Origin of the sequence: Streptomyces sp. ASQP_92, from assembly GCF_025399895.1 — a bacterium.
Classification (GTDB): domain Bacteria; phylum Actinomycetota; class Actinomycetes; order Streptomycetales; family Streptomycetaceae; genus Streptomyces.
Genome location: NZ_JAODUA010000003.1, coordinates 576,588 through 602,845 on the forward strand (window position 1 = coordinate 576,588; position 26,258 = coordinate 602,845).

General features: G+C 73.3%; 20 protein-coding genes. 18 read left to right on the forward strand and 2 right to left on the reverse strand.

The genetic code is table 11. The features are described from left to right. Positions 1–8 precede the first annotated feature (8 nt). Both N4G70_RS12105 and N4G70_RS12110 read right to left on the reverse strand, forming a co-directional pair. Positions 9–1,946, reverse strand: coding sequence for an FtsX-like permease family protein (locus tag N4G70_RS12105; protein ID WP_261712550.1), 1,938 nt, complete (start codon positions 1,944–1,946; stop codon positions 9–11). Continuing rightward, a complete protein-coding gene (locus tag N4G70_RS12110) occupies positions 1,946–2,743 on the reverse strand; it encodes an ABC transporter ATP-binding protein (RefSeq protein WP_261712551.1) in 798 nt (265 codons plus the stop codon). Before N4G70_RS12110 ends, N4G70_RS12105 begins: the two co-directional genes overlap by 1 nt. Positions 2,744–3,234: 491 nt before the next feature. Between N4G70_RS12110 and N4G70_RS12115 the strand changes: the two genes are divergently transcribed. From N4G70_RS12115 to N4G70_RS12200, 18 genes are all read left to right on the forward strand, one after another. Continuing rightward, the gene (locus N4G70_RS12115) at positions 3,235–3,495 is read left to right on the forward strand and encodes an acyl carrier protein (protein ID WP_120721618.1); all 261 of its coding nucleotides are present in this window, start codon (positions 3,235–3,237) and stop codon (positions 3,493–3,495) included. A gap of 37 nt (positions 3,496–3,532) precedes the next feature. Further along, positions 3,533–4,771 (forward strand): beta-ketoacyl synthase, encoded by a 1,239-nt coding sequence (locus N4G70_RS12120; protein WP_261712552.1) that lies wholly within the window; start codon positions 3,533–3,535, stop codon positions 4,769–4,771. Next, the gene (locus N4G70_RS12125) at positions 4,768–5,571 is read left to right on the forward strand and encodes an alpha/beta fold hydrolase (RefSeq protein WP_261712553.1); all 804 of its coding nucleotides are present in this window, start codon (positions 4,768–4,770) and stop codon (positions 5,569–5,571) included. The genes N4G70_RS12120 and N4G70_RS12125 overlap by 4 nt, the downstream gene beginning before the upstream one ends. Further along, positions 5,568–6,533: a hypothetical protein gene (locus N4G70_RS12130; RefSeq protein ID WP_261712554.1), complete on the forward strand. Its 966-nt coding sequence runs from the start codon at positions 5,568–5,570 to the stop codon at positions 6,531–6,533. Before N4G70_RS12125 ends, N4G70_RS12130 begins: the two co-directional genes overlap by 4 nt. Beyond that, on the forward strand, positions 6,530–7,651 hold the full coding sequence (locus N4G70_RS12135) for a beta-ketoacyl synthase N-terminal-like domain-containing protein (RefSeq protein WP_261712555.1): 1,122 nt from the start codon (positions 6,530–6,532) through the stop codon (positions 7,649–7,651). Before N4G70_RS12130 ends, N4G70_RS12135 begins: the two co-directional genes overlap by 4 nt. A gap of 13 nt (positions 7,652–7,664) precedes the next feature. Beyond that, entirely contained in the window at positions 7,665–8,078 is a 414-nt protein-coding gene (locus N4G70_RS12140; protein WP_261712556.1) for a hypothetical protein, read from the forward strand. Next, the gene (locus N4G70_RS12145; RefSeq protein ID WP_261712557.1) at positions 8,075–8,572 is read left to right on the forward strand and encodes a 3-hydroxyacyl-ACP dehydratase FabZ family protein; all 498 of its coding nucleotides are present in this window, start codon (positions 8,075–8,077) and stop codon (positions 8,570–8,572) included. The genes N4G70_RS12140 and N4G70_RS12145 overlap by 4 nt, the downstream gene beginning before the upstream one ends. Before the next feature lie 22 nt (positions 8,573–8,594). After that, entirely contained in the window at positions 8,595–9,341 is a 747-nt protein-coding gene (gene fabG / locus N4G70_RS12150; RefSeq protein ID WP_261712606.1) for a 3-oxoacyl-[acyl-carrier-protein] reductase, read from the forward strand. Between the two features lies 1 nt (position 9,342). Further along, complete coding sequence (locus tag N4G70_RS12155) at positions 9,343–10,053, forward strand: 2-hydroxychromene-2-carboxylate isomerase (RefSeq protein ID WP_261712558.1); 711 nt, start codon at positions 9,343–9,345, stop codon at positions 10,051–10,053. Positions 10,054–10,268: 215 nt separating this feature from the next. After that, the gene (locus N4G70_RS12160; protein ID WP_261712559.1) at positions 10,269–11,003 is read left to right on the forward strand and encodes a DUF4097 domain-containing protein; all 735 of its coding nucleotides are present in this window, start codon (positions 10,269–10,271) and stop codon (positions 11,001–11,003) included. 160 nt (positions 11,004–11,163) lie between these two features. Then, positions 11,164–12,093 (forward strand): 3-oxoacyl-[acyl-carrier-protein] synthase III C-terminal domain-containing protein, encoded by a 930-nt coding sequence (locus N4G70_RS12165; protein WP_261712560.1) that lies wholly within the window; start codon positions 11,164–11,166, stop codon positions 12,091–12,093. A gap of 65 nt (positions 12,094–12,158) precedes the next feature. Next, positions 12,159–13,544, forward strand: coding sequence for an ATP-grasp domain-containing protein (locus N4G70_RS12170; protein ID WP_261712561.1), 1,386 nt, complete (start codon positions 12,159–12,161; stop codon positions 13,542–13,544). Beyond that, entirely contained in the window at positions 13,541–14,872 is a 1,332-nt protein-coding gene (locus N4G70_RS12175) for a type III PLP-dependent enzyme (RefSeq protein WP_261712562.1), read from the forward strand. The genes N4G70_RS12170 and N4G70_RS12175 overlap by 4 nt, the downstream gene beginning before the upstream one ends. Positions 14,873–14,937: 65 nt before the next feature. Continuing rightward, positions 14,938–15,207: an acyl carrier protein gene (locus N4G70_RS12180; RefSeq protein WP_261712563.1), complete on the forward strand. Its 270-nt coding sequence runs from the start codon at positions 14,938–14,940 to the stop codon at positions 15,205–15,207. 2 nt (positions 15,208–15,209) lie between these two features. After that, positions 15,210–16,088 (forward strand): hypothetical protein, encoded by an 879-nt coding sequence (locus tag N4G70_RS12185; protein WP_261712564.1) that lies wholly within the window; start codon positions 15,210–15,212, stop codon positions 16,086–16,088. Continuing rightward, positions 16,085–16,783 (forward strand): hypothetical protein, encoded by a 699-nt coding sequence (locus N4G70_RS12190; protein ID WP_261712565.1) that lies wholly within the window; start codon positions 16,085–16,087, stop codon positions 16,781–16,783. The genes N4G70_RS12185 and N4G70_RS12190 overlap by 4 nt, the downstream gene beginning before the upstream one ends. Beyond that, entirely contained in the window at positions 16,780–17,961 is a 1,182-nt protein-coding gene (locus tag N4G70_RS12195) for an acyl-CoA dehydrogenase family protein (RefSeq protein WP_261712566.1), read from the forward strand. The genes N4G70_RS12190 and N4G70_RS12195 overlap by 4 nt, the downstream gene beginning before the upstream one ends. Before the next feature lie 152 nt (positions 17,962–18,113). Continuing rightward, a partial coding sequence (locus N4G70_RS12200; RefSeq protein WP_261712567.1) for a non-ribosomal peptide synthetase occupies positions 18,114–26,258 on the forward strand: 8,145 nt, incomplete at its 3' end.

A 26,258-nucleotide genomic window follows, 5' to 3' on the forward strand; every position in this document is an offset into this window, starting at 1 on the left:
CGGCGCGGTCACGGCATCGCCAGGACCTCGGCGGGCCGGATGCGCAGGGCGAGGCGGGCGGGGAGCAGGGTGGCCAGCAGGGTCAGCGCGGCGACACACCCCACGATCGCGCCGTAGACCACGAGGCCTCCGCCCGGCAGCCACGAGCCGTCCAGGGCGAGGCTGAACGGCACGAGCGTGGCGAGGGCGACGAACGAGCCGAGAGCGATGCCCATGACCGCGACGAGGAGCGCCTCGACGGTCACCATGCGCAGGATCTGGCCCGGCGTCGCGCCGACGAGGCGTTGCAGCGCGAACTCGGCGCGCCGTTCGGCGGCGGCCACCACCAGGGTGTTGACCAGGGAGATCACCGCATAGCCGATGATGGTTCCGGCGAGCAGATAGTTGATCCACGCGCTGGTCGCCTCGCCCCCGCCGCCGGCGTCCGCACTGAGCTGGAGGTAGATCAGCGCGGTGGCGAGCCCGGTGGCCAGGACCACGGGGGTGACCGCGCCGGCCGTACGGATCCTGCGGGCACGGGCGTTGTCCGAGGCGAGCCGGCCGGCCAGGCCCGGAAGCAGCCGCAGCGGCGGGCGCAGCACGGCGAGCAGCACCCGGGTCAGGCCGGGGGCGATCAGCGCGACGCCCCCGGTCCACAGCATGGCGGCGGGCCCCGCGGTGCTGGAGGCGACCGAGCCGTCCATGACGGTGGCGGTGACGAACGCGAGCGCCGCGGCCCCGCCGAAGCAGAGCAGCGCGCACACCAGCCGGGGCGCGCTCAGCCAGCGGCTCCCCAGCGCGGATTCGGTCAGGGCGGCCGTGGGCGGGGCGAGCGCGGCCCGGCGGGAGGCGATGAAGGCGGCGGCCACCGCCGCGAGCAGCGCCGTACCGGCGGCGGTCGCCAGCGGGATCCATCCGGCCCGGTAGACGATGGCGTCGTCCACCACACCGGCCGCGGCGAGCTGACGCATCATCAACTCGCCCGCCGCCCGCCCCGGAACGAGGGCGAGCAAGGTCGCGCCGAGCCCGACGACCAAGGTCTCGCCCACCACCATGCGGCGGATCTGTCCGGGCAGCGCGCCGATCGCCCGCAGCAGGGCCATTTCCCGCATCCGCTGCTGGATGAGGACGGCCAGGGTGGAGCCCACGACGAACACGGCGACCATGGCGGCGATCCCGCCGAACACCGCGGACATCGAGATCAGCGGGGACGCCCCGCCCTCGGAGTCGGGGAACTCGACGGTGCCCCGGGCCTCCCCGGTCACCGCCGTGGCGTCCAGGCTGCGCAGCACCGGAGCCAGGTTGTGCTTCAACTCCTCGGCGCTGACGGCCGGTTGGGGCAGCACCGTGATGGCGTCCACCCGTCCCGGGGCGCCGCGCAACTGCTCTGCCTGGGCGTCGGTGACGTACAGGGCGGTGTCGGTCCCGGTCGCGGGGCGCACCAGGCCGCTCACCTGCACGGACACCGACGCCCCGGAGACCATCATCCGCAGCCGGTCGCCGACGCCCACGCCGAGCCGGGTGGCGAGCCGCGTGTCCAGGGCGGCCTGGCCGGCCGCGCGCGGCTCGGTGCCCTGCGCGAGGGGCGCGCCCGCGAGCACGGCGGAGGACCAGCCGTGCCCGCCGAGTTCGGCGCCCGGGTCCGTGCCCCGGCCCTCGTCGAGCGCGGTGGCCGGGAACGACACATCGCCCAGCGCCCGCCGGACGCCGGGCGCGGCCGCGATCCGCGCGACGAGCGAGGCGTCGAGACGGTCGTAGGCCAGGACCAGGTCGCCGTCGTAGGACTGGCCGCGCGCGACCACGACGGGCGCGGCGGCGAACCGCTGGGGCGGCACGTCGGCACGTACCCCGGTCTCCATGAGGCCGCCGCAGGCCGCGAGGATCAGTGCGCCGAAGAACAGGGCGATGAAGGAGGCGAGGAAGCCGCCCTTGCGGAAGCCGAGGGTGCGCAGAGCCAGGTGGAACATCACAGGGCTCCCTTGAGCGAGCGGGTGCCGGCGTCGGGCAGGTCGCCCCAGGCGCCCAGGTGGGTCATGCGTTCGGCGATCGTGTCGGCGGACGCGCCGTACAGCTCGTCGACGACCAGGCCGTCGGCGAGGAAGACCACGCGGTCGGCGTGGGAGGCGGCCACCGGGTCGTGGGTGACCACGATGGCCGTCTGGCCGCCGTCGCGCACGGCCGAGCGCAGCAGCCGCAGCACTTCGAGCGCCGTGCGGGTGTCCAGGGCGCCGGTGGGCTCGTCGCCGAAGATGACGGCGGGGTCGGTGATCAGGGCGCGGGCGATGGCGACGCGCTGCTGCTGGCCGCCGGAGAGCTCGCCGGGCCGGTGCCGCATCCGGTCGGCGAGACCCACCCGCTCCAGGGCGTGGGCGACCGCCCCGCGCGCGGGTTTGCGCCCTGCCAACCGCAGCGGCAGGGTCACGTTGTCCTCGACGGTGAGCGCGGGCAGCAGGTTGAAGGCCTGGAAGATGAAGCCGATGCGCTCGCGGCGCAGTTTGGTGAGCGCGCGTTCGCCGAGCCCGGACAGGTCGAGGCCGTCGAGGGTGACCGTGCCGGACGTCGGCCGGTCCAGGCCCGCCGCGCACTGGAGCAGCGTGGTCTTGCCGGAGCCGGAGGGGCCCATCACGGCAGTGAAGGTGCCCCGGCGGAAGGCGACCGAGACGCCGTCGAGGGCGACGGTGCGGGCGCGTTCGGTGCCGTAGGCGCGGCGGACCTCGCTCAGCACGACGACGTCGTCCGGGCCGTGCGGCCCTGTGCGGTTCATCAGATCGACTCCCTGGTCGGGGTGAGTACTGCGGGTCGAGAGGGCCGCCGGCGCCGCTTCGAGGAGACGCCGTAATGGGTCAACTCTCGTATGAAGGGCGCTAGTTGGGTGCTCCGGGTGTCCGGTGCGGCGATCGTCGCCGCGTACCCGACCACACTGACGCCGTCGCCCATGAACAGGTTGACGGTGGTGACGAGGAATCCACTTTCGGGTGAGGCCGCGCCGGCCCGGGTGACGCGTGGGCGCCCGGGCGCCCACGATGACGCCCCCCGGCGCCCGGGACCAGGTGTTTCGGTCAGGCCTGAACAACGCCGGTCACCGGTGGGCGAGTCGGGGGCGCGGGCGTGGTCCGCGCTCGCTTCGACGCGGCTCAGAGGGCGTCGCCGACCGGTGCCGGGAGTCAGCCTTCCGTCAGGTTCGCGTCAGCGCCCACGACAAGACTTCTCGACATCCACCCGGTACCCCACCACCGCATTCCCATGGGAGGCGCAATGCCCAGCACGGTTGCCATCACCGACGAACAGCGCGCTCAGATCCGCGACATCGTCTGCGAGATCCTGGAGATCGAGCCCGCCGAGGTCACGGACACGAGCCTGTTCAAGGAGGACCACAACGCGGACTCGCTCGGGGCGATCGAGATCCTCTCGTCCCTGGAGCGCACCTTCCAGATCGAGATCGACCAGGCCGAACTGGTCCGCATGGTCAACCTGGACGGCGTCGTCGACGTGGTCAGGGAAAGCCTGTCCAAGTAGGCCCGGCCGCTCGGATGCCGACAGAGAGGAGACACCGGTGAGCAGTGAGCGCCGGCAGCCACACCGGGTCGTGGTCACGGGCCTGGGCACGGTCACCAGCATCGGCACCGGGCCGGCCGAGTTCCTGGCCGGGCTCAGGACCGGCCGGAGCGGCGTCAAGCCGATCACCTCGTTCGACACCACCGGATACGCGCACGCCAACGGATGCGAGATCGAGGGCTTCGACGCGGCGCGGTGGATCGAGCACATCGATCCGGGCGAGCTCGGCAGGGCCAGCCAGTTCTGTGTCGCGGCGGCCAGAATGGCCGTGGACGACGCGCACATGGAGCCGGCAGCCCTGCGCGCCCGCCGCGTCCTGGTGTCGGTGGGAACCACCGACGGCGAATCGCACGACCTCGACGTCCTGATGGAACGTCAACTCTGGGACGGACCGGAGAACTTGGACCCCGTCGCCGCCCGGCGCTCGACCGCGGGACTGCTGTCCAGCAGCGTCGTACGGGAGCTGGAGCTGGAGGACGTGGAGGCGGTCACCATTCCGACCGCCTGCGCCGCCGGCAACTACGCCATCGGATCCGGCTTCGACGCGATCCGCTCCGGCGAGGTGGACATCGCCCTGGCGGGCGGGGCCGACGCGGTGTGCCGCAAGACGTTCACCGGGTTCTACCGCCTGGGCACCATCGCTCCCGAGGTGTGCCAGCCCTTCGACGTGGACCGCAAGGGCATCCTCACCGGCGAGGGGGCGGGCATCCTGTTCATGGAGAGCCTGGAGTCCGCCCTGGCGCGCGGCGCCCGCATCTACGCCGAGGTGCTCGGCTACGGCCTCAACTGCGACGCCCACCACCCGGTCGCCCCGGACCAGGACAGCCTCGCCGCCTGTATCGAACTGGCGCACCGCAACGCCGGAGTGAAGCCCGAGGACATCGACTTCATCTCGGCGCACGGCACCGGCACCAAGGCCAACGACGTCACCGAGGCCGGAGCCATCCGCCAGGTGTTCGCCGAGCCGCCGCCCACCATCTCCATCAAGTCCATGCTCGGCCACACCATGGGCGCCGCCAGCGCGCTCGCCTCGGCGGCCTGCGCGCTGGCCATCACCGAGGGTTTCATCCCGCCCACCATCAACCACCACGCGACCGACCCCGAGTGCGCGCTCGACCCCGTACCCAACCGGGCCCGCCCGGCCGATGTGCGCATCGTGCAGAACAACGCGCTGGCCTTCGCCGGGAACAACGCGGTGGTCATCCTCGGCAGATACGAGGGGGAGCCGGTCGCATGAGCCGGATCACCGCCCGGCTGCGCAGGCCCGCCGAGTCCGGCGAGCCGCTCAGGGTCCTACTGCTGCACGGCCTCGGCGGCAAGCCCTCCGTCTGGGACCCGCTGGCGGCCCGCGCGGACCGGCACCTGGAGCTGTGGGACGCGGCGCTGCCCTGGCGGGCCATGAACGGCGGCGACGGCTGGGGCGCGCTGCCCGAGCCGGGCCGCTGCCTCCGGGACCTGGTCGGCGAGGGGTACGACGCGGTCGTCGCCCACTCCTACGCCGCCAACCTGCTCACCGAGGCCCTCGCGGCCGGGCACCTCGCGCCCCGCCGCACCGTACTGATCAGCCCCTTCTACCGGTCGAGCCCCCAGGACTTCGACTGGTCGGTGATCTCCTACTACCTCAACGACTTCCACCGCGTCTTCGAGGAGGCGCTCGCGGTCGGGGAGACCGGCCGGTTCGCCCAGGCCCACCGGGACTGGATGGCCCGCCGGCTACGCGACCAGATCGGCCCCTACGGCTGGATGCGGTTCTTCGAGTCGTATCTGCGCACCCCCTTCCTCGACCTCAACGCGGTCCGCACCGAGCTGCTCGTCCTGTCCGGGGAGAAGGACATCGCGGCCCGTGCCGAGGACGGCCGCGCGCTGGCCGGCGCCGTACCCGGCGCCCGGTTCGAACTCCTCGACGACTGCGGCCACTTCCCGATGGTGGAGGCCGCCGACCGCGTCACCCGCCTGGTGTGCGACTTCCTCGCCGCCGACCCCTGCCCGGCGCGGCACGCCGCCGCAGCCCCCGTTTCCCTCCTGGAGAAGCCATGAGCGTCAGCACCGCCGCGACGGACGGCACCACCCGCGTGGAGATACGGCCCCGCTACGAGGGGTCCAACATCTGCACCTGGATCGGCTTCAAGCACGTCAACTACATGGTGGAGGAGGCCGTCTACGACCACCTGCGTCAACACGGCTTCCTCGCCGGGCAGTTGTACGAGCGCTACGGCCTGGGCGTCGACATCACGGACATCGACACCAAGATCCTCACCGCGTTCCACATCGACGACGTGGCGAGCGCCGTCGTCGCCCCCGCGCCGGACAAGGGCGACGGGATGCGGCTCACGGTCGAGATGACGGTGCGGCGCGACGGCGAGACCCAGCGGGCCGTCGTGTCCAAGGTCGCCGTGCAGTTCCGGTTCGACCCGCGCGGCCACGCGGCGGAGCAGCCGCCCGCCGCCCTCGAGGGCGCGGTCGTGGACCGCCTCGGCGCGGGCGCCGAGCCCATCGCGCTGCGGCCGGGCGCGGACCCCCTGGAGCAGCTCACCGAGGGCCGCAACGCCTTCGGCTGGGCCTGGCGGATGCCGTACTTCTACTGCCACTTCACCGAGCGGGTACAGATGTCGGGCTATCTGCGGCAGATGGAGGAGGTCGTCGACCTGTTCCTGGCCGACCGCGGTGTCTCCATCAAGACCCTGCTCGACGAGCAGGACTGGATCCCGGTCGTCCCGCACTCGCGGATCACCGTCCTGGACGAGGCCCGGATGGAGGAGACGCTCTACACCGTCTTCACCGTCGAGAACGTCTTCAAGCGCTTCACCTACACCGCCCGCATGGACACCTACGTCCTGCGCGACGGCGTCCTCGTGCCCACCACCACCGGCCGCATCACCCACGGCTGGGCCGTGATCGAGAACCGCCGCGACTGGAGCCTGGTCAACTTCGACGACCGGCTGCTCAACGCGCTGAACGGGAAGCCGGGGCAGACATCGGGCCGCGGGACCACGGCATGACCGGCGCGGCCACCCTCGACGACCCGGGTCTCGCGGCCCGGCCCGCACCCGCCGGTGAGCTCGTCTTCTCCGCGTGGTCCGCGCTCTCGCCCTACGGCACGGGACGTGCGGCCTTCCGCACCGGCCTCGCCGCCGACCGGAGCGCGCCGGCCGCGCTCGACGCCACCGAGTACCCGGGTCCCTATCAACAGGGCGCTCTGGTACCGGAGTTCACCGCCGCGGGCGCGCTCGGCAAGAAGGGCACCCGGACGATGGACCGGCTGACCGCGCTCGCCGTGTCGGCGTACGGGCAGCTCCTCCAGGAGTGCGGGCCCGACGTCGTCGAGCACCCCGAACGGCTCGCCCTGGTGCTCGGCACCGGCCACGGCAGCGTCCAGAGCATCATGGACTTCACCCGGGACTCGCTGACCGGGGAGCGCCCCTACCTCGTGGACCCGGCGCGCTTCCCCAACACCGTGATGAACCGGATGGCCGGCCAGAGCGCCATCTGGCACGGCATCAAGGGCCCCAACACCACCGTCGCGGGCGGCTGGCTGACCGGCCTGCTCGCCCTCGGCTACGCCGCCCGCCTCCACCGGGGTGGCCACTGCGACCGGGTCCTGTGCGGGGCGGCCGAGGAGTACTCGACGCAGCGCGCCTGGCTCGAGTGGCACGCCGCCGACGGCGGCGAGCGGCCCCCGCTCGGCGAGGGCTCCGTGGTCTGGCTCCTGGAGCCGGCCGCGAGCGCCACGGCCGCGGGCCGCACCCCCCTCGCCCGGCTCCTGGGCACCCGCTTCCGCGCCTACCACCGGCCCGAGGCCGCGGCCGAGGCCCTCACCACCTGTGTACGCGCCGTCCTGGACGACGCCGGGATCGATGCGGCGAGCGTGCGTCTCGTCGCGCCGCTCGGCGCCGACGGCGAGGAGGACGCCGTCCTGCGCGCCCTGCCGTCGGGCGCCGACCCCCGCAGGATCCGCTGCCGTCCGCTGCTCGGGGACACCTCGGCGGCGGCCACCGCGTTCCAGACGGCGGCGGTACTGGCACTCGCCGAAGAGGGCGGGCTGCCGCCCGGAACGACGGCCCTGGTCACCGGCATCGACCGGGACGGCACCGTCGGCTGCGCCCTGCTGGGCGGATGAGGAGGACACGACCATGATGCTCGAAGAGGCGCTCAGCATCGCCGAGTTGGAGCCGTCGCGCCCCAGTGGCCCCACCGCTCCGCTCCCCGCCGAGGAGACGGTGCGCGGCAGCGTCACCGTGGCCCACGGCGCCCCCTTCCTCCAGGGCCACTGCCCCGGCTTCCCGCTGGTGCCGGGCTTCGCCCTGGTGCAGTACGTCCACGACCTGGTGTCCGCCCACGGAGTCGGCGGGGGAGGGGGGTTCGTGCTCAAGAAGGCACGCTTTCTGAGCCCGGTGCGGCCGGGCGAGGAACTCGTCATCGAGGCCCGGATCGAACGCGGCGACCACGGGGTGCGGGCCACCGCATCCGTCAGCGCGGACGCCCGGCCCGCCGCCCGCATCGCCCTGCACTTCCCGCAGGACCGCCCCGACCAGGAGGACGAGTGAACCCCGAATTCCGCATCACCTCCGTCATCCCGCACCGCCACCCGGCGCTGCTCGTGGACCGGCTCGGGGAGGTGGAACCGGGGAAGCGGCTCACCGCGTACAAGGCGGTCAGCGTCGCCGAACCCGCCTACCGGGGCCTGGCCCAGGGGGCCGCGCAGGAGTACGCCTACCCGGCGAGCATGATGCTGGAGTCCTGGGCCCAGGCCGCGCTGCTGCTCGCGTGCTGGGAGCGGCCCAACCCCGATGTGCGGACCGGGCAGGTCACGCTCGGCGCCGGGGTGCGCGACGCCAGGGTCCTGGGGCCCGTCTACCCGGGGTCGGTCCTCGTGCACGAGGTCACGCTGGTCCGCGACCTCGGGGACACCGTCGTCACCCGGGGCTCCAGCTCCGTGGACGGCCGGCTGGTCCTGGAGGTCGAACAGCTCACGTTCGCGCTGCGCCCGGCCGAGGAGCTGGAGTCGCTCGCCGGGGCCGCCGTCCTCGCGAGCCCGTGAAGACAATCGACGAGAGGTCATGATGTCCGCAGAGAAACCCCGCGTCGCACTGGTCACCGGGGGCTCCCGGGGGATCGGTCGCAGCGTGGTGCGCCGGCTCGCCGCCGACGGCTTCGCCGTGGCGTTCTGCTACCGCTCGCGCGACGAGGAGGCCCGGACCGTCGCCAAGGAGGCCGAGGAGGCGGGCGCGACCGTCTTCGCCCGTCGCGTGGACGTGGCCGACGGGGCCCAGGCCCAGGAGTTCGTCCGCGAGACCGAGCGCGTCCTCGGGCCGATCCACGCTCTGGTCTCCTCGGCCGGCATCGTCCGGGACAACCCGCTGATCATGCTGAACGACCAGGCGTGGCAGGACGTGCTGCGCGTCAACCTCGACGGGACCTACCACATCTGCCGGGCCGCGGTCTTCGGGATGCTGAAGCGGCGGGCCGGCACCGTGGTCACGATGTCCTCGGTCGCCGGGGTGTACGGCAACGCCACCCAGACCAACTACTCGGCGTCCAAGGCCGGGATCATCGGCTTCTCCAAGGCCCTGGCCAAGGAGGTCGCGCCGCGCGGCATCCGCGTCAACGCGGTGGCCCCGGGCTTCATCGAGACCGACATGACGGCGGCGCTGGGCGAGGACAGCGGCGACAAGCTCGCCGAACGCATCCCGCTGGGCCGCTTCGGCCGGCCCGAGGAGGTTGCCGACCTGGTGTCCTTCCTGGTGTCGGAGCGGGCCTCGTACATCACGGGCCAGGTGTTCGGGGTCGACGGGGGCCTGGTGATCTGAGGTGGGCGCCGACCGGAAGACCCCGAGGTTCTACTTCTCGCTGCGCAGCCCCTACTCCTGGCTCGCCTACCGTGATCTGACGAACCATCACCCGGACGTGGCGGACGCCGTCGAGTGGCGGCCCTTCTTCGAGCCGGACGCGATCAGCGAACGCCTGCTGACCGAGGCCGGCGGCACCTTCCCGTACACCCCCATGTCCCGCGCCAAGCACCTCTATGTGCTCCAGGACGTCAATCGCCTCGCCAAGTCCCGTGGTATCGCGCTCAGTTGGCCGGTCGACCGCGAACCGGTGTGGGAGATCCCGCATCTGGCCTACCTCGTCGCGCGGCGTGCGGGACGCGGCCCGCAGTATGTCGCCGCCGCCTACCGCGCGCGCTGGGAGGAGGGCCGCGACATCTGCGACCGGGCGGTCATCGCCGACATCGGATCCCAACTGGGTCTGGATCCGGCCGAGTTGGCCGGTGCGAGCGACGACCCGGCGCTGCGGGCGGAAGGGGTTCGCCTGCTGCTGGACGTCTGCGCGGACGGGGTGTTCGGCGTGCCCTTCTTCGTGCACGGCTTCAGCCGCTTCTGGGGGCTCGACCGGCTGCCGGACTTCGTCCTCCACCTGCGGGAGCGCGAGCTCACCCCCCGCGGTCTGCCGGAACCCGCGGGGGCGGTCGGGCTCGGGGCGAGATCCGTCGACGACGGACACGCGGGAGGCTGCGGGTGACCGGATGTACGACCGTCGTACGGCGGTGAGTTCGGACGGGGGGCAGTCCTCAGGGGGTATCCGGGGGTCTGCCCCATGTTCGTGTTCCGACACTCTGCGTTAGCGTCGTGACACGCGAGATCCCGGGTCGAACCGGGCCACGGTTTTCCCCACGCCCGAGCGGGCGACATGCCCGCACGGCTTCAAGCCGCTTCTCCAGAACTGGGAGACATTTCATGCGTCAGCAGCTCCGCGCCCTGGGCATTCTCACCTCGATCGGCATCGCGGCCGGCGCGCTGACCGCGTGCGGCTCCATCAACCAGCAGTCCTTCGAGGACGACAGCGCGCTCTCCGGGAAGATCACCGCCGTGCGCCTGGAGAACGGGTCGGGCGGTGTCACCGTGAACGGCACCGACGGCGGCTCGGCGTCCTTACACCGCAAGGTCCAGTACAACAACGGCGACACCAAGCCGTCCGGCGCCACCCACCGCATCGAGGACGGCGTCCTCATCCTGGGCGGCTGCTCCGGCTCCTGCTCGGTGAAGTACACCGTGCAGGTGCCCGCCGGGATCCCCGTCAGCGGCGACGTCTCCTCCGGGGAGGTCAGCCTGCACAAGGTGGGCGCGGTGAACGTGTCGGCGTCCTCCGGCGACATCACGCTGGAGGACATCAGCGGCGCCGTGAAGGTGAAGACCACCAACGGCGAGATCTCCGGACGGGGCCTCGCGGGCGGCGGCATCGACACCCGCACCGGCTCCGGCGACATCCACCTCACCCCCAGCGCCCCGCAGAACGTCCAGGTGACCGCGGGCAGCGGCGACGTCAGCCTCACCGTGCCGCCGGCCAGCTACAAGGTGACCGTCAAGACGGGCAACGGCGACAAGGACATCAAGGTCCCCAACGACCCCTCGGGCAAGTACGAGATCGGGCTGAAGACCGGCAGCGGGGACGTCAGCGTCAAAAGCTCCTGAACCACCGGGCTCCTGAACCACCGACCGGGTCCCAACCCCCGTGACCGCACGGCGGGTTGGGACATCGGCATGCCCGGACGGATCAGCTGCGCGTCAGCCGCTCGTCAGCGGGCCCGGCGAGTCTTGAGTGGCTGCAAACCACTCAAGGAGGGCCCGGCGCATGACCTCACTGGAAGCGGTGTCGAGTTACCTGCCGCCCACCATCTCCGTGGCCGACCTGCGCGAACCGCTGGGCCTCGACGACCAGCAGGTACGCAGGTTCACCCGGCTCTACGGCCTCGACCGGATCTGCCAGGCCCCCGACCAGTCCGAGGCCGAGATGCTGCTCGCGGCGATCGGCAAGCTGGACGCGCTGGCCGGCCGGGAGGACCGGGTGCGCCATGTGATCCGGGCCAAGGGCCTGCGGACCACGGCGCCCTACCCGGTCAGCCCCTTGCAGCAGGTGCGCGAGGTGCTCGGACTGCGCAACGCGAACGTCTTCTCGGTGGCCGACCACGGCTGTGCGACCGGCCTGCTCGCCGTCGACGTGGCCGGCACCCTGCTGGCCGCCGACGGCGACCCCGACGCGCTGGCCCTGGTGCTGGCCGGGGACAAGACCTTCACCCCGTTCTCGCAGTGGGTCGCCGACGTCTCCATCATGGGCGAGGGCATGACGGCCGTACTGGTCGGCGCCGACGGGCCCCGCGACCGGGTGCTCGGATACCACGCGCGCATCGTCGGCCGCGAGGACGGCGTCATCGACCTGGACCCCGAGGGCGCCAGGGAGGCCAAGCGCATCTACCAGGACGTCATGTCCGACGTCGTGCACAGCGCCCTCGCCGACGCCGGGCTCACCATCGCCGACGTCGACCTCGTCCTGCCGCACAACGTCAACCGCGTCTCGTGGACGGTCGCCGCCAAGGAACTGGGCATCCCCGCCGACCGCATCTTCCTGGACAACATCGCGCGGACGGGCCACTGCTTCTGCGCGGACCCGTTCATCAACTACCAGTCCGCCCGTGAACTGGGCCTGCTGCGGCCCGGAGCCACCTATGTGATGACCTCCGCGGGCCTCGGCCAGTCCTTCGCGGCGATGGTTCTCCAGCACTGAAAGCGACGGCACCGAGCCTCGCGCGGCCCACCGCCCGCGAGCCCCAGACCCCGAGAGGACGGCACATGACCGGCACTTGGCCCGGCTTCCGCGAACGCCTCGCGACGGCGCTCACCGGGACACCCGAGACCCCCCTGGTCTTCCTCGGCAACTTCGAGGTGGAACAGCAGTGGGCGCGCGGCGAGCACACGCTGCCCCGCCTGTCGGCCCCGGCGGCCGACGCGGTGGTCAACCACATGGACGAGTTCGCGCTGCTGCTCGGTGACGCGGTCGACCACGTGGTCCTCAAGTCCCGTCCCGACGACGACCACCTCGCCTTCCTCGCGGACCTCGGGGTGCGGCTTCCGCACCTCCATGTGGCCGGCGCGCAGGACCCGGCCCGCACGGTGACCGAGGACGCGCTCGCCGACCCGGCGCTGCTCGCCGCCCTCTCGGGCCTGGCCGTCGGCGGCTGCCGCATCGCCGCCCACGGCGTCTCCGCGCAGGAGGAGCTGCTGGCCGCGGCGACCGGACTGTCCGTCGCCGCCCCCGACGCCGTCACCTGCAAGGCGGTCAACAGCAAGGTCTACAGCCGCCGCGTCGCCGACGAACTCGGACTGCGCCAGCCCCGCGGCTGGGCCTGCCGCACCCTCGCCGAACTGGGCGCCGCCTTCGAGGCCGCCGCCGGTGACGAGCAGCGCCGGTATGTGGTGAAGGAGGCGTTCGGCGTCTCCGGCAAGGGCATCGCCGTCCTGGAGAGCAGGCGGCGCGGGGAGCGGATCCTCTCGATGGTCACCCGCCAGGCCGAGCGCACGGGCCATGACGCGGTCAGCTTCGTCGTCGAGGAGTGGGTCGCCAAACAAGGCGATCTGAACTACCAGTTCACCGTCGCCCGCGACGGCACCACGCACTTCGACTTCGTGAAGGAACAGCTCACCGAGGGCGGCGTGCACAAGGGCCACCGGATGCCCGCCCGGCTCACCGGCGCCCAGCTCGACGTGGTGCGCGACACCGCGGAACGGCTCGGCAAACGGCTGGCCTCCGACGGCTACTTCGGCGTCGTCGGCGTGGACGCCATGATCGACCCCGACGGCGCGCTCTACCCGGTCGTGGAGATCAACGCCCGCAACAACATGTCCACGTACCAGGTGCGGCTCCAGGAGCAGTTCGTCGCCGAGCGGCAGATCGCCGTCGCCCGCCACTACCCGCTGCGGCTGGCCGAGCCCCTTCCGTTCGCGGCCGCGCACCGGCTCCTGGACGGGCTCCTCTTCGACCGCGCGCGCGGCACGGGCCTGCTCGTGAACAACTACGCCACCGTCAACGCGGGCTTCCCCGCCGACGGCCGGACGCCCGAAGGACCCGTCGCGGGGCGCCTCTACGGAGTGCTCGTGGCGGACTCGGACGACGCCGTCGAAGCCCTGGACACGCGGATAGCCGCCCGCCTCGCGGCCGGAAGGGACACCGTCGCATGACCATCACCACGGGACCCGATGTGCAGGAGGGCCCGGCCACCGTGCAGGGCATCCCCGTCGCCGAACTCGCCCGGACCTACGGCACCCCGCTGTTCGTGTACGACGGGGACGCGCTCGCGGGCCGGATGCGCGCGCTGCGCGAGGCGTTCGACGAACGGCTCCAGATCTTCTACTCCCTCAAGGCCAACCCCAACATCGCGGTGTGCGCCCTGCTGCACGCGCACGGCGCGCGCGCCGAGGTGTCCTCGATGACGGAGCTGCTCACCGCGCGCCGCGCGGGCGTCGCCCCCGAGGACATCCTCTTCCTCGGCCCCGGCAAGAGCCGCGCCGAGCTGGCCGCCTGTCTCGACGAGAACATCGCCGCGATCGTGTGCGAGTCGCTCCAGGAGCTGGCCTGGATCGACGAGCTGGCCCGCGAGCGCGGGACCCGCGCCCCGGTCGTGCTGCGCGTCAACCCCGCCTTCTCCATCAAGGGCTCGGGGCTCACCATGGGCGGCAAGCCCCGCCAGTTCGGCATGGACGAGGCCCAACTCCTGGCGGAACAGGGCCTGGTGGAGCGCTATGAGTACGTACACATCAGGGGCATCCAGGTCTACATGGGCACCCGGATCCTCACCGAGGCCACCATCGTGCGCAACACGGAGCAGATCTTCGAGCTCGCGCAGCGCCTGTCGGCCGCGCTCGGCTTCGCACTGGACCTCGTGGACATCGGCGGCGGCCTCGGCGTCGCCTACTTCGACGGCGAACACGACCTCGACCTGACCGCCCTGGCCGCCGAACTCAACCCGGTGATCGCACGGTTCGCGGACGCCCACCCCGGCACCCGCCTCGTGATGGAGCTCGGCCGCTATCTGACCGCCGAGTCCGGTACGTACGTCGTGCGGGTGCGCTATGTGAAGACCTCGCTCGGCGAGCGGTTCGCCGTCACCGACGGCGGCACCCACCACCACATGGCGGCCGTCGGCATCGGCTCCTTCGTGAAGCGGAACTTCCCCCTGCGCCTGCTCAGCGGCAGCCTCGACGGTACGGGGCCCGAGCCGACGGAGGCCTGGAACGTGACGGGCCCGCTGTGCACCCCCAACGACACGCTGGCCAAGAAGGTCCAGCTGCCGCCGCTGCGGCCCGGGGACCTGCTCGGCGTGGAGCGCTCCGGCGCCTACGGTCCGACCGCGTCGCCCGTGCACTTCCTCAGCCACGGCTACCCCGCCGAGGTGCTCGTCGCGGACGGCCGGGCGCATCTGATCCGCGAGGCGGACCGGCCCGACGACCTGTTGCGCAAGCAGCGCCTGCCGGCCGCGGCGGCGTTCCGCCGGGCCGCCACCCACTGACCGGCCCCGCCACCGCACGACCCTCAGCCTCCTGCCCCCCTGCCCCCTTCGAAAGGACCACCGCCATGGCCGGACTGACCGCCACCGACCGCGACGTGATCGTCGACGCGATCTCCGCCGCGCTCTCGGAGGTACTCGACTACGAGCTGCCCCAACTCACCGAGGAATCACGGCTGTTCGACGAGCTCGGGCTCGACTCGACGGGCGTGTTCGAGATGCTGATGCGACTGGAGGAGGCGCTGGACATCGAGTTCGACACGGATTCCCTGGAGATGGCGCACTTCACCAGCGTGCGGACGCTCGCCGACTTCATCGCCACGGAAATGGGCTCCTGACGATGGCCGCGCACCCCGCCGGGGCATCGCCCGCGCGGCGGGCACCCGTCCGGTTCCCGCTGCGGCTCGACAGGATCGTGCACCGGAGCTTCTCCACCGGGACCACGCGGATCGACGACCCGTTCTCACGGCGGCACTTCGCCGATCTGACCGCCCTGTACGGCGTCGAACCCCGGCCCGAGGCGGCGGACGCGGCGGGCAACACCTTCGCCGCCATGTCCGCCGCCCTCCTCGCCGACCTCACGCCCGAGCCCGCCGACATCGGCCTCGCCGTCGTCGCGCACGCCACCCCGGATCTGGACTGCCGGCGAGCCGCGGTCACCTGTCTGTCCGAGATCATCCCCGGACGGCCCCTGGTGTTCACCGTCGCGGACTGCGGCTCGGCGGCGCCGTTCGCCGCGCTGGAACTCGCGGACGCCTACATCCGGCGCCACGGGCACCGGACCGCCGCCGTGTTCGTCCTGGACCAGGCGAGGCTGCCGTACGAGACCGGGCGCCACCTCGCGGGCGACGCGGGCGCGGCGCTCCTGTTCACGGCCGCCGGGCGCACCGGATCGCTGGCGATGCGCCGGATGTCCGGGGTGGCGGCCGACGACGTTCCGGGCGCGGTGCGCACCGCCCTGGACGAGCTGGACTGCGATCCGGACGTGCCGGCCGTCCTCAGCCCCGGCCTTCGGGCCGCCCGCGACCTGCCCGGGCACACCGGGCTCACGGTCTCCGCCCCGGACGGGTTCCCGGCCTCGGGCGTGTTCGGCGCGCTGGCCGCGGAGGTCGGCTGCGTCGCACCGGCCGACGGCCGCGATGCCCGACGCGTCCTGGTGGACCACGACCCGGACTCGGCGGAGCTGAGCGTCTGCCTGCTCGACCAGGGAGCGCCATGACCACGCTGGTGCGGGACACCACCGGTCTGCTGGAGCGCTGTCACGACGCGGCCCGGCACGAGGGCCTCGCCCCCGCGCTCGCCGCGCTCGCCGACGGCGTCCTGCCCGGTCTGCTGCCGTGCGGGCCGGGCGGGCACGCAGTCGTCGCCGCGCCGACCCACGCCGGAGCCCACGCGCTCTGGCTGGACGGCGCACAGGAGCCCCTGGATCCGGCGCGCGCGACGGTACGGGGCGAACTCGGCCTGCCGGGCGGGCCCGTGGTCCTGATCGACACCGGGCGGGCGGCACCGGCGGACCGCGGCGCGGACTCCGGCGCCGAGGAGCGGGCGGTGTACGGCCTGGGGCTCGTATGGCTGCGCCTCGGGCTCGCCCAGGCGCTGCGCGCCGCCTGCTTCACCCGCCTCGCCCACCGGCGCGTCGGCGACTCCACCCTGCTCCAGCAGCAGCTGGTGAAGGGCACGGTGGCCGACGTACTGGCCGAACACCTGGAAATCCAGGCCGTGTTGAACGGAGCCCGCCCCGGCCACCTGCCACCCGGCATGCTCCACCATCTGCACGGGCGGATCACCGCCGCCGACCGCGAGCAGGTCCGGCTGCTGGGCGCGGCGGGCTATCTCACCGACAGCCCCGGCCTGACCGCCTATGTGTCGGAGCTGCTGGCCGAGGCGTACGCCGTGGCGAAGGAGGCACCGTGACGCAGCTGGACGACCGTCTCCTCGTGCTGCGCGGGCAGATCCGCGAATGGGGCGCCCAGGTGCGTCCCCTCGCCCTGGAGATCGACCGCGACCCGGAGGCCATCCGCCACCACTTCGACCTGCCCGCCGTGCGCCACCTCGCCACGATGGGCGTCCCCGAGGAGTACGGCCATGAACCCGAGAAGATCGGCGGCCACCGCTTCTTCGGGGTTTCCGCCCTCGAACGGGCCGTCGTCATGGAGGAGTTGGCCTGCGCCGACGTCGGCACCCTGGTCGCATCGCCCGGGCCGCTGCTGGCCGGTGTCGCGGTCGGCCTGTGCGCCGACGACCGGCAGAAACGCTGGTTCTACGGGCGGATGCTCGCCGAGCCGCTGTGGACCTGCTTCGCCCTGACCGAACCGGAGGGCGGCTCGGACGCGGCGGCGCTGCGCACCTCGCTGACCCCCGCACCGGACGGGAGCGCCCTGCTGAGCGGCGAGAAACGCTATGTCGGCAACGCCTGCCGCGCCCAGATCGGCGTGGTGTTCGCGCGGGCCAGGCCGGGGCCGCTCGGCATCACCGCCGTCCTCGTCGACACCGCCGGGCCGGGGTTCGACGCCCGGCCGCTCGACATGATCGGACTGCGTGGCGCCCGGATCAGCTCCATCGTCATGGACCGGGTGCCGATCCCCGAGGACCGTGTCCTCGGCCGCCATCTGACCGCGACCCGGCGCGGGGTGTGGGCGTTCGTGCAGACCTTCAACGTGCTGCGGCCCGGCGTCGCGGCCATCGCGGTCGGCATCGCCCGCGCCGCTCTGGAGTACGTGGCCGAGCACCGGAGCACGCTGAGCGGCGCCGAGCGCGAGCGCTTCGAGGAGCTGGGCCGGCGCGTGGACGCCACCCGCCACCTGGTGCACCACGCCGCCGCGGCCGTGGACGCGCGCGGCACCGACGGCCATCTGGCGTCGGCCGCCAAACTGCGGGCCGCCCGCCTCGCCGAGGACGTCACCCTGGCGGCCGCCACGTTCTTCGGGCCCGGGGCGCGCCTGTCCCACCCCTTCCTGGACAAGCTGGCCCGCGACGCCCGGGCGATGGAGTTCCTCGAAGGCACCGGCAACATGCAACGGCTCAACCTCTTCCAGGGGCTGCTCGGCGGAAAGGTCGACCGCGACCGCCGCCGCCACCCGGCCGAGGCCTGAACCGCCCCCAACACCAGCGCGTCAGCGGTGAGTCAGTCCGTCGTCAGGCCACCGGACCAGGATGAACCCATCCTTTACGGCCTTCACCCGGCCCGGCCCCGCACCTCTCGCACGATTCCGACCGCCGGCCCGACCTCTCCTGGGAGCCTGTGATGACTTCGACTCATGGCACCGTGCTGCCGCTGACCGCGGGCCAGGTGGAGATCTGGCTCGACGCGCAGGGCGCCGGGCGCAACAACGCGTACAACTCCGCCGGTTACCTCGATCTGCGCGGGCCCCTGGACCGCCGGCGCTTCCGTGCCGCGCTGCGGCGGCTGTTCGAGGAGGCCCAGTGCCTGCGGGCCCGCTTCACCGACATCGAGGGCGAGCCGCGCCAGCACATCGAGCCGCTCGCCGAAGTGCCTTTGTTTGAACAGGACTTGAGGGAATCCGAGAATCCGGAGGGCGCGGCGCTCGACTGGATGTCCGCGGATCTGGACGCGGCCTTCGGACTCGACGACTTCCCGCTGCTGCGCACCGCGCTCCTGACGGTCGGCGCCGAGCGCCACTACTTCTACCTGTGCGTCCACCACCTGCTGTGCGACGGGTTCAGCCAGACCGTCCTGTGGCGCCGGCTCGCCGAGCTGTACGAGGCGGACCCGGACGGCGCCGTGCCGGGCCGGCCGCTGCCCCCGCTGAGCGAGCTGACCGACGCCGAGAGCGCCTACCGGGAGTCCACCGGAGCCCGGCGCGACCAGGCGTTCTGGCGGGGCCGGTTCCCCGAGCCGCCGGAACTCGTCACCCTGTCCCGCCGGACGGAGCCCCACGGGCTGCCGACCGGCTTCCTGCGTGTCTCCACCGCGCTGTCCGCCGAGGCCGCGCGCCGGCTGCGCGACAGCGCGCGCCGGGCCGAGGTCACGCTGCCCACCGCGGCGGTGGCCGCCGTGGCCGTCCACACCCAGCGCACCGCGGGCACCGAGGAGGTCCTGCTCACCCTCGCGGCCTCCGCCCGCATGAGCGCCCGGCAGCGGGCCGTGCCCGGCATGATGGCCAACTACCTGCCGCTACGGGTGCCCGTGCGCCCCACCCTGACCAAGGCCGAGCTGCTGCGCCGCGCCTCCCGGGAGCTCGCCCAGGTGCTCAAGCACCAGCGGCACCGGGTGAGCGCGATCCGCCGCGACATGGGGCTGCGCGCCGACGACCGCAGGCCGTTCGGCCCGTTCGTCAACCTCCTGCCGCAGCAGGCCTCCCTGGTGCTCGGCCCCTGCACCGCCGAGGTGAACAACCTGTCCACCGGTCTCGTCGACGACCTGATGATCACCGTCGTGGAGACCGCCGACGAGGGCATCGAGCTCCACCTCAACGCCAACCCCGGCCGCTACACCCCCGAAGAGGCGCGCGCCCACCTCGACCAACTCGCGCGATTCACCGAGGAGTTCGCGGCCGCCGCCGACGACGAACCGGTCGGGCGGGTGGGCGCGACGGCGGACGCCGAGGAGGCCTGGCTGGCCACCGGCACCGGCCCGGTGCGCGCCGCCGACTTCAGCTGCGTCGTGGAGCGCGTCCGCGCCCAGGCCGCGCGGCGCCCCGAGGCGATCGCCGTCGAGGAGGACGGCGAACGCCTCACCTACGCCGCCCTGGTGGGCCGGGCGAGCGCCCTGTCGCGCGGGCTTCCCTCCACCGGCCTGGTCGGCGTCCTCGCGGCGCCCGGCGCCGGATTCGTGACCGCGGTGCTCGCCATCATGGGCGCCGGAGCCGCCTACGTACCCCTGGACCCGCACGCCCCCGTCGCCCGCACCACCGCACTGCTCGCCGACAACGGCATCGAGCACCTGCTGGCCGACGCCGAGCACCGCGCGCTCGCCGAGCAGGCCGCGGCCGCCGCCGGACACCCCGTGCGCCTGGTCACCCCCGACGGCTCCGAGGACGCGGCCGACGCACTCGCCCCGCTCGCGGTGGACCCCCAGGACCTGGCGTACGTCATCTTCACCTCCGGCTCCACCGGCAAGCCGAAGGGTGCCATGGTGCACCGGGCCGGCATGGTCAACCACCTGCTCGCCAAGGTCGACGACCTGGGCCTCGGGGAGCACGACACGCTGGTGCAGAACGCCCCGGTGACCTTCGACATCTCCGTCTGGCAGATGCTCGCGCCGCTCGTCGTGGGCGGCCGGGTGCGGGCCGTCGACCGGTACACCGCCGCCGACCCTGACCTCCTCTTCCCGCTGGCCGCCGCCGACGGCGTCACCGTCCTCGAAGTCGTCCCCTCGCTGCTGCGCGCGGCCCTGGACGTCTGGGACTTCGACGGCACCGAGATCGCCCTGCCCGGGCTGCGCCACCTCATGGTCACCGGCGAAGCCCTGCCCGCCGACCTGTGCGAGCGCTGGCTCGCCCGCTACCCGCACATTCCGCTGGTCAACGCCTACGGCCCCACCGAGTGCTCCGACGACGTGACCCACGCGCACATCTCCCAGGCCCCGCCCCAGGACCGGCCGGTGCCGATCGGCATCCCGGTCCGCAACACCCGCCTGTACGTACTCGGCGACGACCTGCGTCCCGTCCCGCACGGCACCCCCGGCGAGCTGTACGTCGCCGGGGCCGGGGTGGGCCGGGGCTACCTGGGCGCCGCGGCCCGCACGGCGGCGACCTTCGTCGCCGACCCGTTCGGAGCGCCGGGCTCCCGCATGTACCGCACCGGGGACCGCGTGCGCTGGGACGAGCACGGCCAACTGACGTTCCTGGAGCGCCGCGACGACCAGGTCAAGGTGCGCGGCCACCGCATCGAGCTCGGCGAGATCGAGGCGGCCCTGCGCGGCCACCCCGCCGTGGCCGACGCCGCGGTCAAGGTGACCGACGACCCCAACGGCGGCAAGCAGCTGGTGGGTTACGCCGTCCCGCGGGACGGGGAGGTCCTCGACCTCGGCCCGGTCCGCGCCCATCTCAAGCAGACCCTGCCCTCCTACATGGTGCCCCAGCACCTGGTCGCCCTCGACCGGCTGCCGCTGACCGCGCACGGCAAGGTCGACCGCAAGGCGCTCCCGCTGCCCCGGCCGGACGCGGGCCCCGACAGCGTGGCCGCCGTGGCGGGCACCCCGCACTCGCGCGAGGAGGAGATCCTCTGCGCGGTCTTCGCCGAGATCCTCGGCCTGCCCTCGGCCGGCGTCGACGACAACTTCTTCGCCCTGGGCGGCGACAGCATCAGCACCATCCTCGCGGTCAGCCGCGCCCGCAAGGAGGGCCTCTCACTCACCCCGCTGCTGATCCGCAAGCACGGCACCCCCCGCGCGATCGCCGCCCTGGCGACGTCCGGCGCCCCCGGCCTCCCCACCGAGACCGACGACGGCACCGGCGAGATCGAACTCGGGCCGATCGCCGCCCAGTTGAGGGAGGACCTCGCCGCCCTGGACGAGCGGTCCCGGCAGTACAGCCAGTACGTGGTCCTCACCACCCCCGCCAACCTGGACCTCGACACGCTGCGCACCGCGGCCGCCGCCGTCCTCGACCGGCACCCCGCCCTGCGGACGCGTCTTTCCGTACCCGCCCCGGGGCTGTGGTCCCTGACCGCCCCGGAGCCAGGCGCGGTGGCCGCGGCCGATGTGGTGCACCGCGTCGATGTCTCCGCCCTGGCCGACGACCCGGCCGCGCTCGCCGCCGCCGTCCGCGAACAGATCGATCTGGCGCGCACCCGGCTCGCCCCCGAGCGTGGCCTGGTGACCCAGCTCGTGCTGCTCGACGCGGGGCCCGGCCGGCCCGGCCGTCTGGTGTGGCTGACCCACCACCTGTGCGTGGACGGCGTCTCGTGGCGCATCCTGGTGCCCGACCTCGCCGCCGCCGTCGCCGGAACCGCACCCGACCCGGTGCCCACCTCCTACCGCCGCTGGACCAGGCTCCTGGGCGAACAGGCCAGGACCGCCGGCCGGCTCGCCGAATTCCCGCTGTGGGCCGAGCAGTTGACCGGCGCGGCCATCCCGGTCGGATCCGGCCCGCTTGACCCGGTGCGCGACACCTACGGCAGCGCGCACCGGCTGCGCCTCGAACTGCCCGCCGACACCACCGCCACCCTGTTGTCCGGCGCCCCGGGCGCCGACGGCGAGGTCAACGACCTGCTCCTGGCCGCCCTGGCGATCGCCGTCGCCGACTGGCGGCGCCGGCACGGCGACCCCTCGCCCGCCGCGACCCTGGTCGAGCTGGAGGGCCACGGCCGCGAGCAGTTCACCGACGACGTCGACCTGTCCCGCACCGTCGGCTGGTTCACCAGCGTCTACCCGGTCCTGCTCGGCCTCGGCGAGGGGATCGACTGGGACGAGCTGTGGGCGGGCGGGCCCGGCGCGGGCTCCGCCGTGCGCGAGGTGCGCCGACTGCTGCGCCGGCTGCCCGACCACGGCCTCGGCTACGGACTGCTGCGCCATCTCAACCCCCAGACGATGCCCGCCCTGGCCCGCCACGGCACCCCCGCGATCGGCTTCAACTACCTCGGCCGGTTCCGCACCGCCGAGCCGGCCGGCGACTGGTCCCTGGTCACCGAGGACGGTGTCGTCGGCACCGGCACCCACCCGAGCATGCCGCTGCGGCACACCCTCGCGGTCACCCCCGTGACCGAGGACCGGGCGGACGGTGCCCACCTGGTCGCCGACTGGATCTGGGCGCCGGAGGTGTTCACCGACGACGACGCGCACGACATCGCGCACAACTGGTTCCGGGCGCTCGACACCCTCGTACGCCACCGGGAGAGTGCGCGGTCCGCCCCCGAGGTGCTGCCGCTGTCCCCGCTCCAGAAGGGCCTGCTCTTCCAGGCCGAACTGGACAAGCAGCACACCGACTCGTATCTGATGCAGGTCGTCCTCGACATCGAGGGGCCCTTCGACGCGGACACCTTCCGCGCCGCCGCCGACGCGCTCCTGGCGCGCCACGCGGGACTGCGCGTCTGCTTCCCCACCACGCCCGGACAGGAGGAGCACCTCCAGACCGTGGCGCCGCACGCCCGGACGCCGTGGAGCGAGGCCGACCTCACCGCCCTGGGCGACGAGGCGGAGCGCACCGCCGAGATCGACCGCCTGACCGACGCCGACTGGGAGCGGGGCTTCGACCTCGCCACCGCCCCGCTGCTGCGGTTCACCGTGCTGCGCCTGCCCGGCGAGCGCGTCCGCCTGCTGTGGACGCTGCACCACCTCCTGGTCGACGGCTGGTCGATGGGCGTCCTGGCCCGCGAGCTGTTCACCCTGTACGCGGCCGGCGCCGACCCCCGCGCGCTGGCGCCCGCCCCGCCCTATCGCGACTACTTCGAGTGGCTCGCCGGGCAGGACGTACCGGCGGCCCGGGACGCCTGGCGCGCGGCGCTCGACGGGGTCTCCGAACCCACCCGCCTCGGCACCGGCGACGGGACCGACACCTCCCGGCTGCCCGAGTCGGTGGCGTTCGAGCTGACCGAGGAGCTCACCACCCGCCTCACAACCTTCGCCCGCGAGCACAGTGTCACCCTCAACACGGTCCTCCAGGCGTGCTGGGCGGTCGTCCTCGGCCGCCGCACCGGCCGCTCCGACGTCGTGTTCGGCGCCGTCAGCTCGGCCCGGCCGCCGGAGCTGCCGGGCGTGGACGGCATGGTGGGCCTCTTCATGAACATGCTGCCGGTACGGGTCACCCTCGACCCCGCGCAGCCCTTCGCCGAACTGGTCCGCCAGGTGCAGGCCCGGGGCACCGACCTCCTGGACCACCACCACCTCGGCCTGTCCGAGGTGCAGCGCGTCGCGGGCGTCGGCGATCTGATCGACACCGTGCTCAGCTTCCAGAACCAGCCCAGGGCCGACCTCGCCGAACTGGGCGCACTGGTACCCGGGCTGCGTCTGACCAACGGCACCACCCGTCTCGCCGCCGAACGCGGCCTCGCGGTCCTGGTGTACCCGGGCCGGCGCCTCGGCCTCAGCGTCCAGTACCGGCCCGCCGGATACGCGAAGGACGCCGTCGAGGCGGCCCTCGGCCAACTGGTCCAGGCCGTGCACGCCCTGCTCGACAGCCCCGAGACTCCTCTCGGGGGTCTCGCGCTGCACCAGGACGCCGAGTTCCGGCGCATCGTGGGTCAGTGGGGCGGTCGCGCCTCGGACACCCCGCGCCCCGTGATCCCCGACCTCTTCGCCTCCCATGTGGCGCGCGACCCCGACGCCGTGGCCGTGATCGACGGGGACACCGAGCTCACCTATCGCCAACTCGACGCCCGGGCAAGCCGGTTGGCGCACCTGCTCATCACCCGTGGCGCCGGACCCGAGGGGATCGTCGCCCTCGCCCTCGCGGACCCCGTCGAGATGACGGTGGCCGTGTTCGCCGTCCTCAAGGCGGGCGCCGCCTATCTGCCGGTCGACCCCAAGTACCCGGCGGACCGCATCGCGTACATGCTCGCCGACAGCGGGCCCTCGCTCCTGGTCACCACGGGCGACCTGGCCGCCCGGCTGCCCGAGCCCGGCTGCGGGACGGTGCTCCTCGACCTGCCCGAGACCGCCGCCGAACTGGCCGCGCTCCCCGACCACGCGCCCACGGACGCCGACCGGACCGCCGTCCTCGACCCCCGCCACCCCGCGTACGTCATCTACACCTCCGGCTCCACCGGGCGACCCAAGGGCGTCGGCGTGGACCACGCGGGGTTCGCCGCCATGGTGGCCAGCCTGGTCGAGAAGTTCGGCGTCGACGCCGGCTCGCGCGTGCTGAAGTTCGCCTCGTTCAGCTTCGACGCCTCGGTGTGGGAGCTGAGCCTGTCCCTGCTGGCCGGCGGCACCCTCGTCATCGCCGACGAGGAGTGCCGGGTGCCGGGCCGCCCGCTGGTGGAGCTGATGCACCGCCACCGCGTCAACCTCGCCGGGCTGCCGCCCGTCGTCGTCGGCGCCCTGCCCGAGGACTGCACGCTGCCCGAGGACCTCACCCTGATCGTCGCGGGCGAGGCCTGCCCGCCGCACGTCATGGAGCGCTGGGCCCACCAGGTCCGGATGTTCAACGGATACGGGCCCACCGAGGCCGTGCTCGCCTCCACCGTCAGCGACCCGCTGCGCGGCGAAGGGCACCCGCCCATCGGCCGCCCCACCGGGGCCCACCGCGTGTACGTCCTCGACGAGGCGCTGCGCCCGGTCCCGGCCGGGGTCACGGGAGAGCTCTACGTCGGCGGCAACCTCGCCCGCGGCTATCTGCACCGGCCGGGCCTCACCGCCCAGCGCTTCGTCGCCGACCCCTACGGCCCGGCGGGCGCCCGCATGTACCGCACCGGCGACCTCGCCCAGTGGCTCCCGGACGGCCAGCTCCACTACACCGGACGCGCCGACGACCAGGTGCAACTGCGCGGCTTCCGCATCGAACTCGGCGAGGTCGAGGCGGAGCTCGCCGCCCAGCCCGAGGTGCGCCAGGCCGCCGCGCTGGTGCGGGCCGAGGACGATCGCGGGGACCGGCTCGTGGCCTATGTCGTCCCGACCGAGCCGGACGGCGCCGACCCGGACCTGCTGCGCGAGCGGCTCGCCCGGTCGCTGCCCGAGTACATGGTGCCCGCGGTGATCGTGTTCCTCGACGAACTCCCGCTCACCCCCCAGGGCAAGCTGGACCGCCGTGCCCTGCCGGCCGCCGAGGAGGAGGCGCGGGCCCCGCGCGGGCGCGCCCCGCGCACCCCCGTCGAGGAGATCCTCTGCGGCATCTTCGCCGATGTCCTCGGCAAGGACGCCGTCGGCATCGACGACGACTTCTTCGCCATCGGCGGCGACTCGCTGCTCGGCACCCGTGCCGTCAGCCGGATCCGTACCGCCCTCTCCGTCGAGCTGCCCATCCGCACCCTGTTCGAGCAGCGCACCGTGGCCGGCGTCGCCGAGCGGCTCGGCACCGAGGAAGCGGTCCGGCCGCCCCTGCGCCGCACCGAACGCGCCGACGGCGAACCCCTGCCGGTGTCGTTCACCCAGACCCGGCTGTGGTTCCTCAACCGCCTCGACCCGGACTCCGCCGCCGAGAACGTCTCCTTCGTGGCCCACCTCTCGGGCCCGCTCGACGTGGTGGCCCTGGACGCGGCGCTGGGTGATGTGGTGGCGCGGCACGAGAGTCTGCGGACGGTGTTCCCGGAGGTGGACGGCGAGCCGCGGCAGGTCGTCCTCGACGCCGGGGTGTGGAGCGGACCGAGGGTGCGCGAGGTCTCGCCCGAGCAGCTCGCCGAGGCCTGCCGCGCCGAGGCCCGCCGCGGCTTCGACCTCACCTCCCAGGTCCCGCTGCGCGCCTTCCTCTACCGCACGGAACCCGGCACCCATGTGCTGCAACTCGTCGTCCACCACATCGCCTGGGACGGCTGGTCCGTCGCACCCCTTCTG

What these genes read in the sequence shown, in the direction of transcription:
- N4G70_RS12110 (WP_261712551.1), bottom strand. Translation starts at nt 2,743, where the DNA reads ATGAACCGCACAGGGCCGCACGGCCCGGACGACGTCGTCGTGCTGAGC.
- N4G70_RS12165 (WP_261712560.1), top strand. Translation starts at nt 11,164, where the DNA reads ATGACCTCACTGGAAGCGGTGTCGAGTTACCTGCCGCCCACCATCTCC.
- N4G70_RS12160 (WP_261712559.1), top strand. Translation starts at nt 10,269, where the DNA reads ATGCGTCAGCAGCTCCGCGCCCTGGGCATTCTCACCTCGATCGGCATC.
- N4G70_RS12135 (WP_261712555.1), top strand. Translation starts at nt 6,530, where the DNA reads ATGACCGGCGCGGCCACCCTCGACGACCCGGGTCTCGCGGCCCGGCCC.
- N4G70_RS12130 (WP_261712554.1), top strand. Translation starts at nt 5,568, where the DNA reads ATGAGCGTCAGCACCGCCGCGACGGACGGCACCACCCGCGTGGAGATA.
- fabG (WP_261712606.1), top strand. Translation starts at nt 8,595, where the DNA reads ATGTCCGCAGAGAAACCCCGCGTCGCACTGGTCACCGGGGGCTCCCGG.
- N4G70_RS12180 (WP_261712563.1), top strand. Translation starts at nt 14,938, where the DNA reads ATGGCCGGACTGACCGCCACCGACCGCGACGTGATCGTCGACGCGATC.
- N4G70_RS12190 (WP_261712565.1), top strand. Translation starts at nt 16,085, where the DNA reads ATGACCACGCTGGTGCGGGACACCACCGGTCTGCTGGAGCGCTGTCAC.
- N4G70_RS12175 (WP_261712562.1), top strand. Translation starts at nt 13,541, where the DNA reads ATGACCATCACCACGGGACCCGATGTGCAGGAGGGCCCGGCCACCGTG.
- N4G70_RS12105 (WP_261712550.1), bottom strand. Translation starts at nt 1,946, where the DNA reads ATGTTCCACCTGGCTCTGCGCACCCTCGGCTTCCGCAAGGGCGGCTTC.
- N4G70_RS12125 (WP_261712553.1), top strand. Translation starts at nt 4,768, where the DNA reads ATGAGCCGGATCACCGCCCGGCTGCGCAGGCCCGCCGAGTCCGGCGAG.
- N4G70_RS12115 (WP_120721618.1), top strand. Translation starts at nt 3,235, where the DNA reads ATGCCCAGCACGGTTGCCATCACCGACGAACAGCGCGCTCAGATCCGC.
- N4G70_RS12185 (WP_261712564.1), top strand. Translation starts at nt 15,210, where the DNA reads ATGGCCGCGCACCCCGCCGGGGCATCGCCCGCGCGGCGGGCACCCGTC.
- N4G70_RS12170 (WP_261712561.1), top strand. Translation starts at nt 12,159, where the DNA reads ATGACCGGCACTTGGCCCGGCTTCCGCGAACGCCTCGCGACGGCGCTC.
- N4G70_RS12140 (WP_261712556.1), top strand. Translation starts at nt 7,665, where the DNA reads ATGATGCTCGAAGAGGCGCTCAGCATCGCCGAGTTGGAGCCGTCGCGC.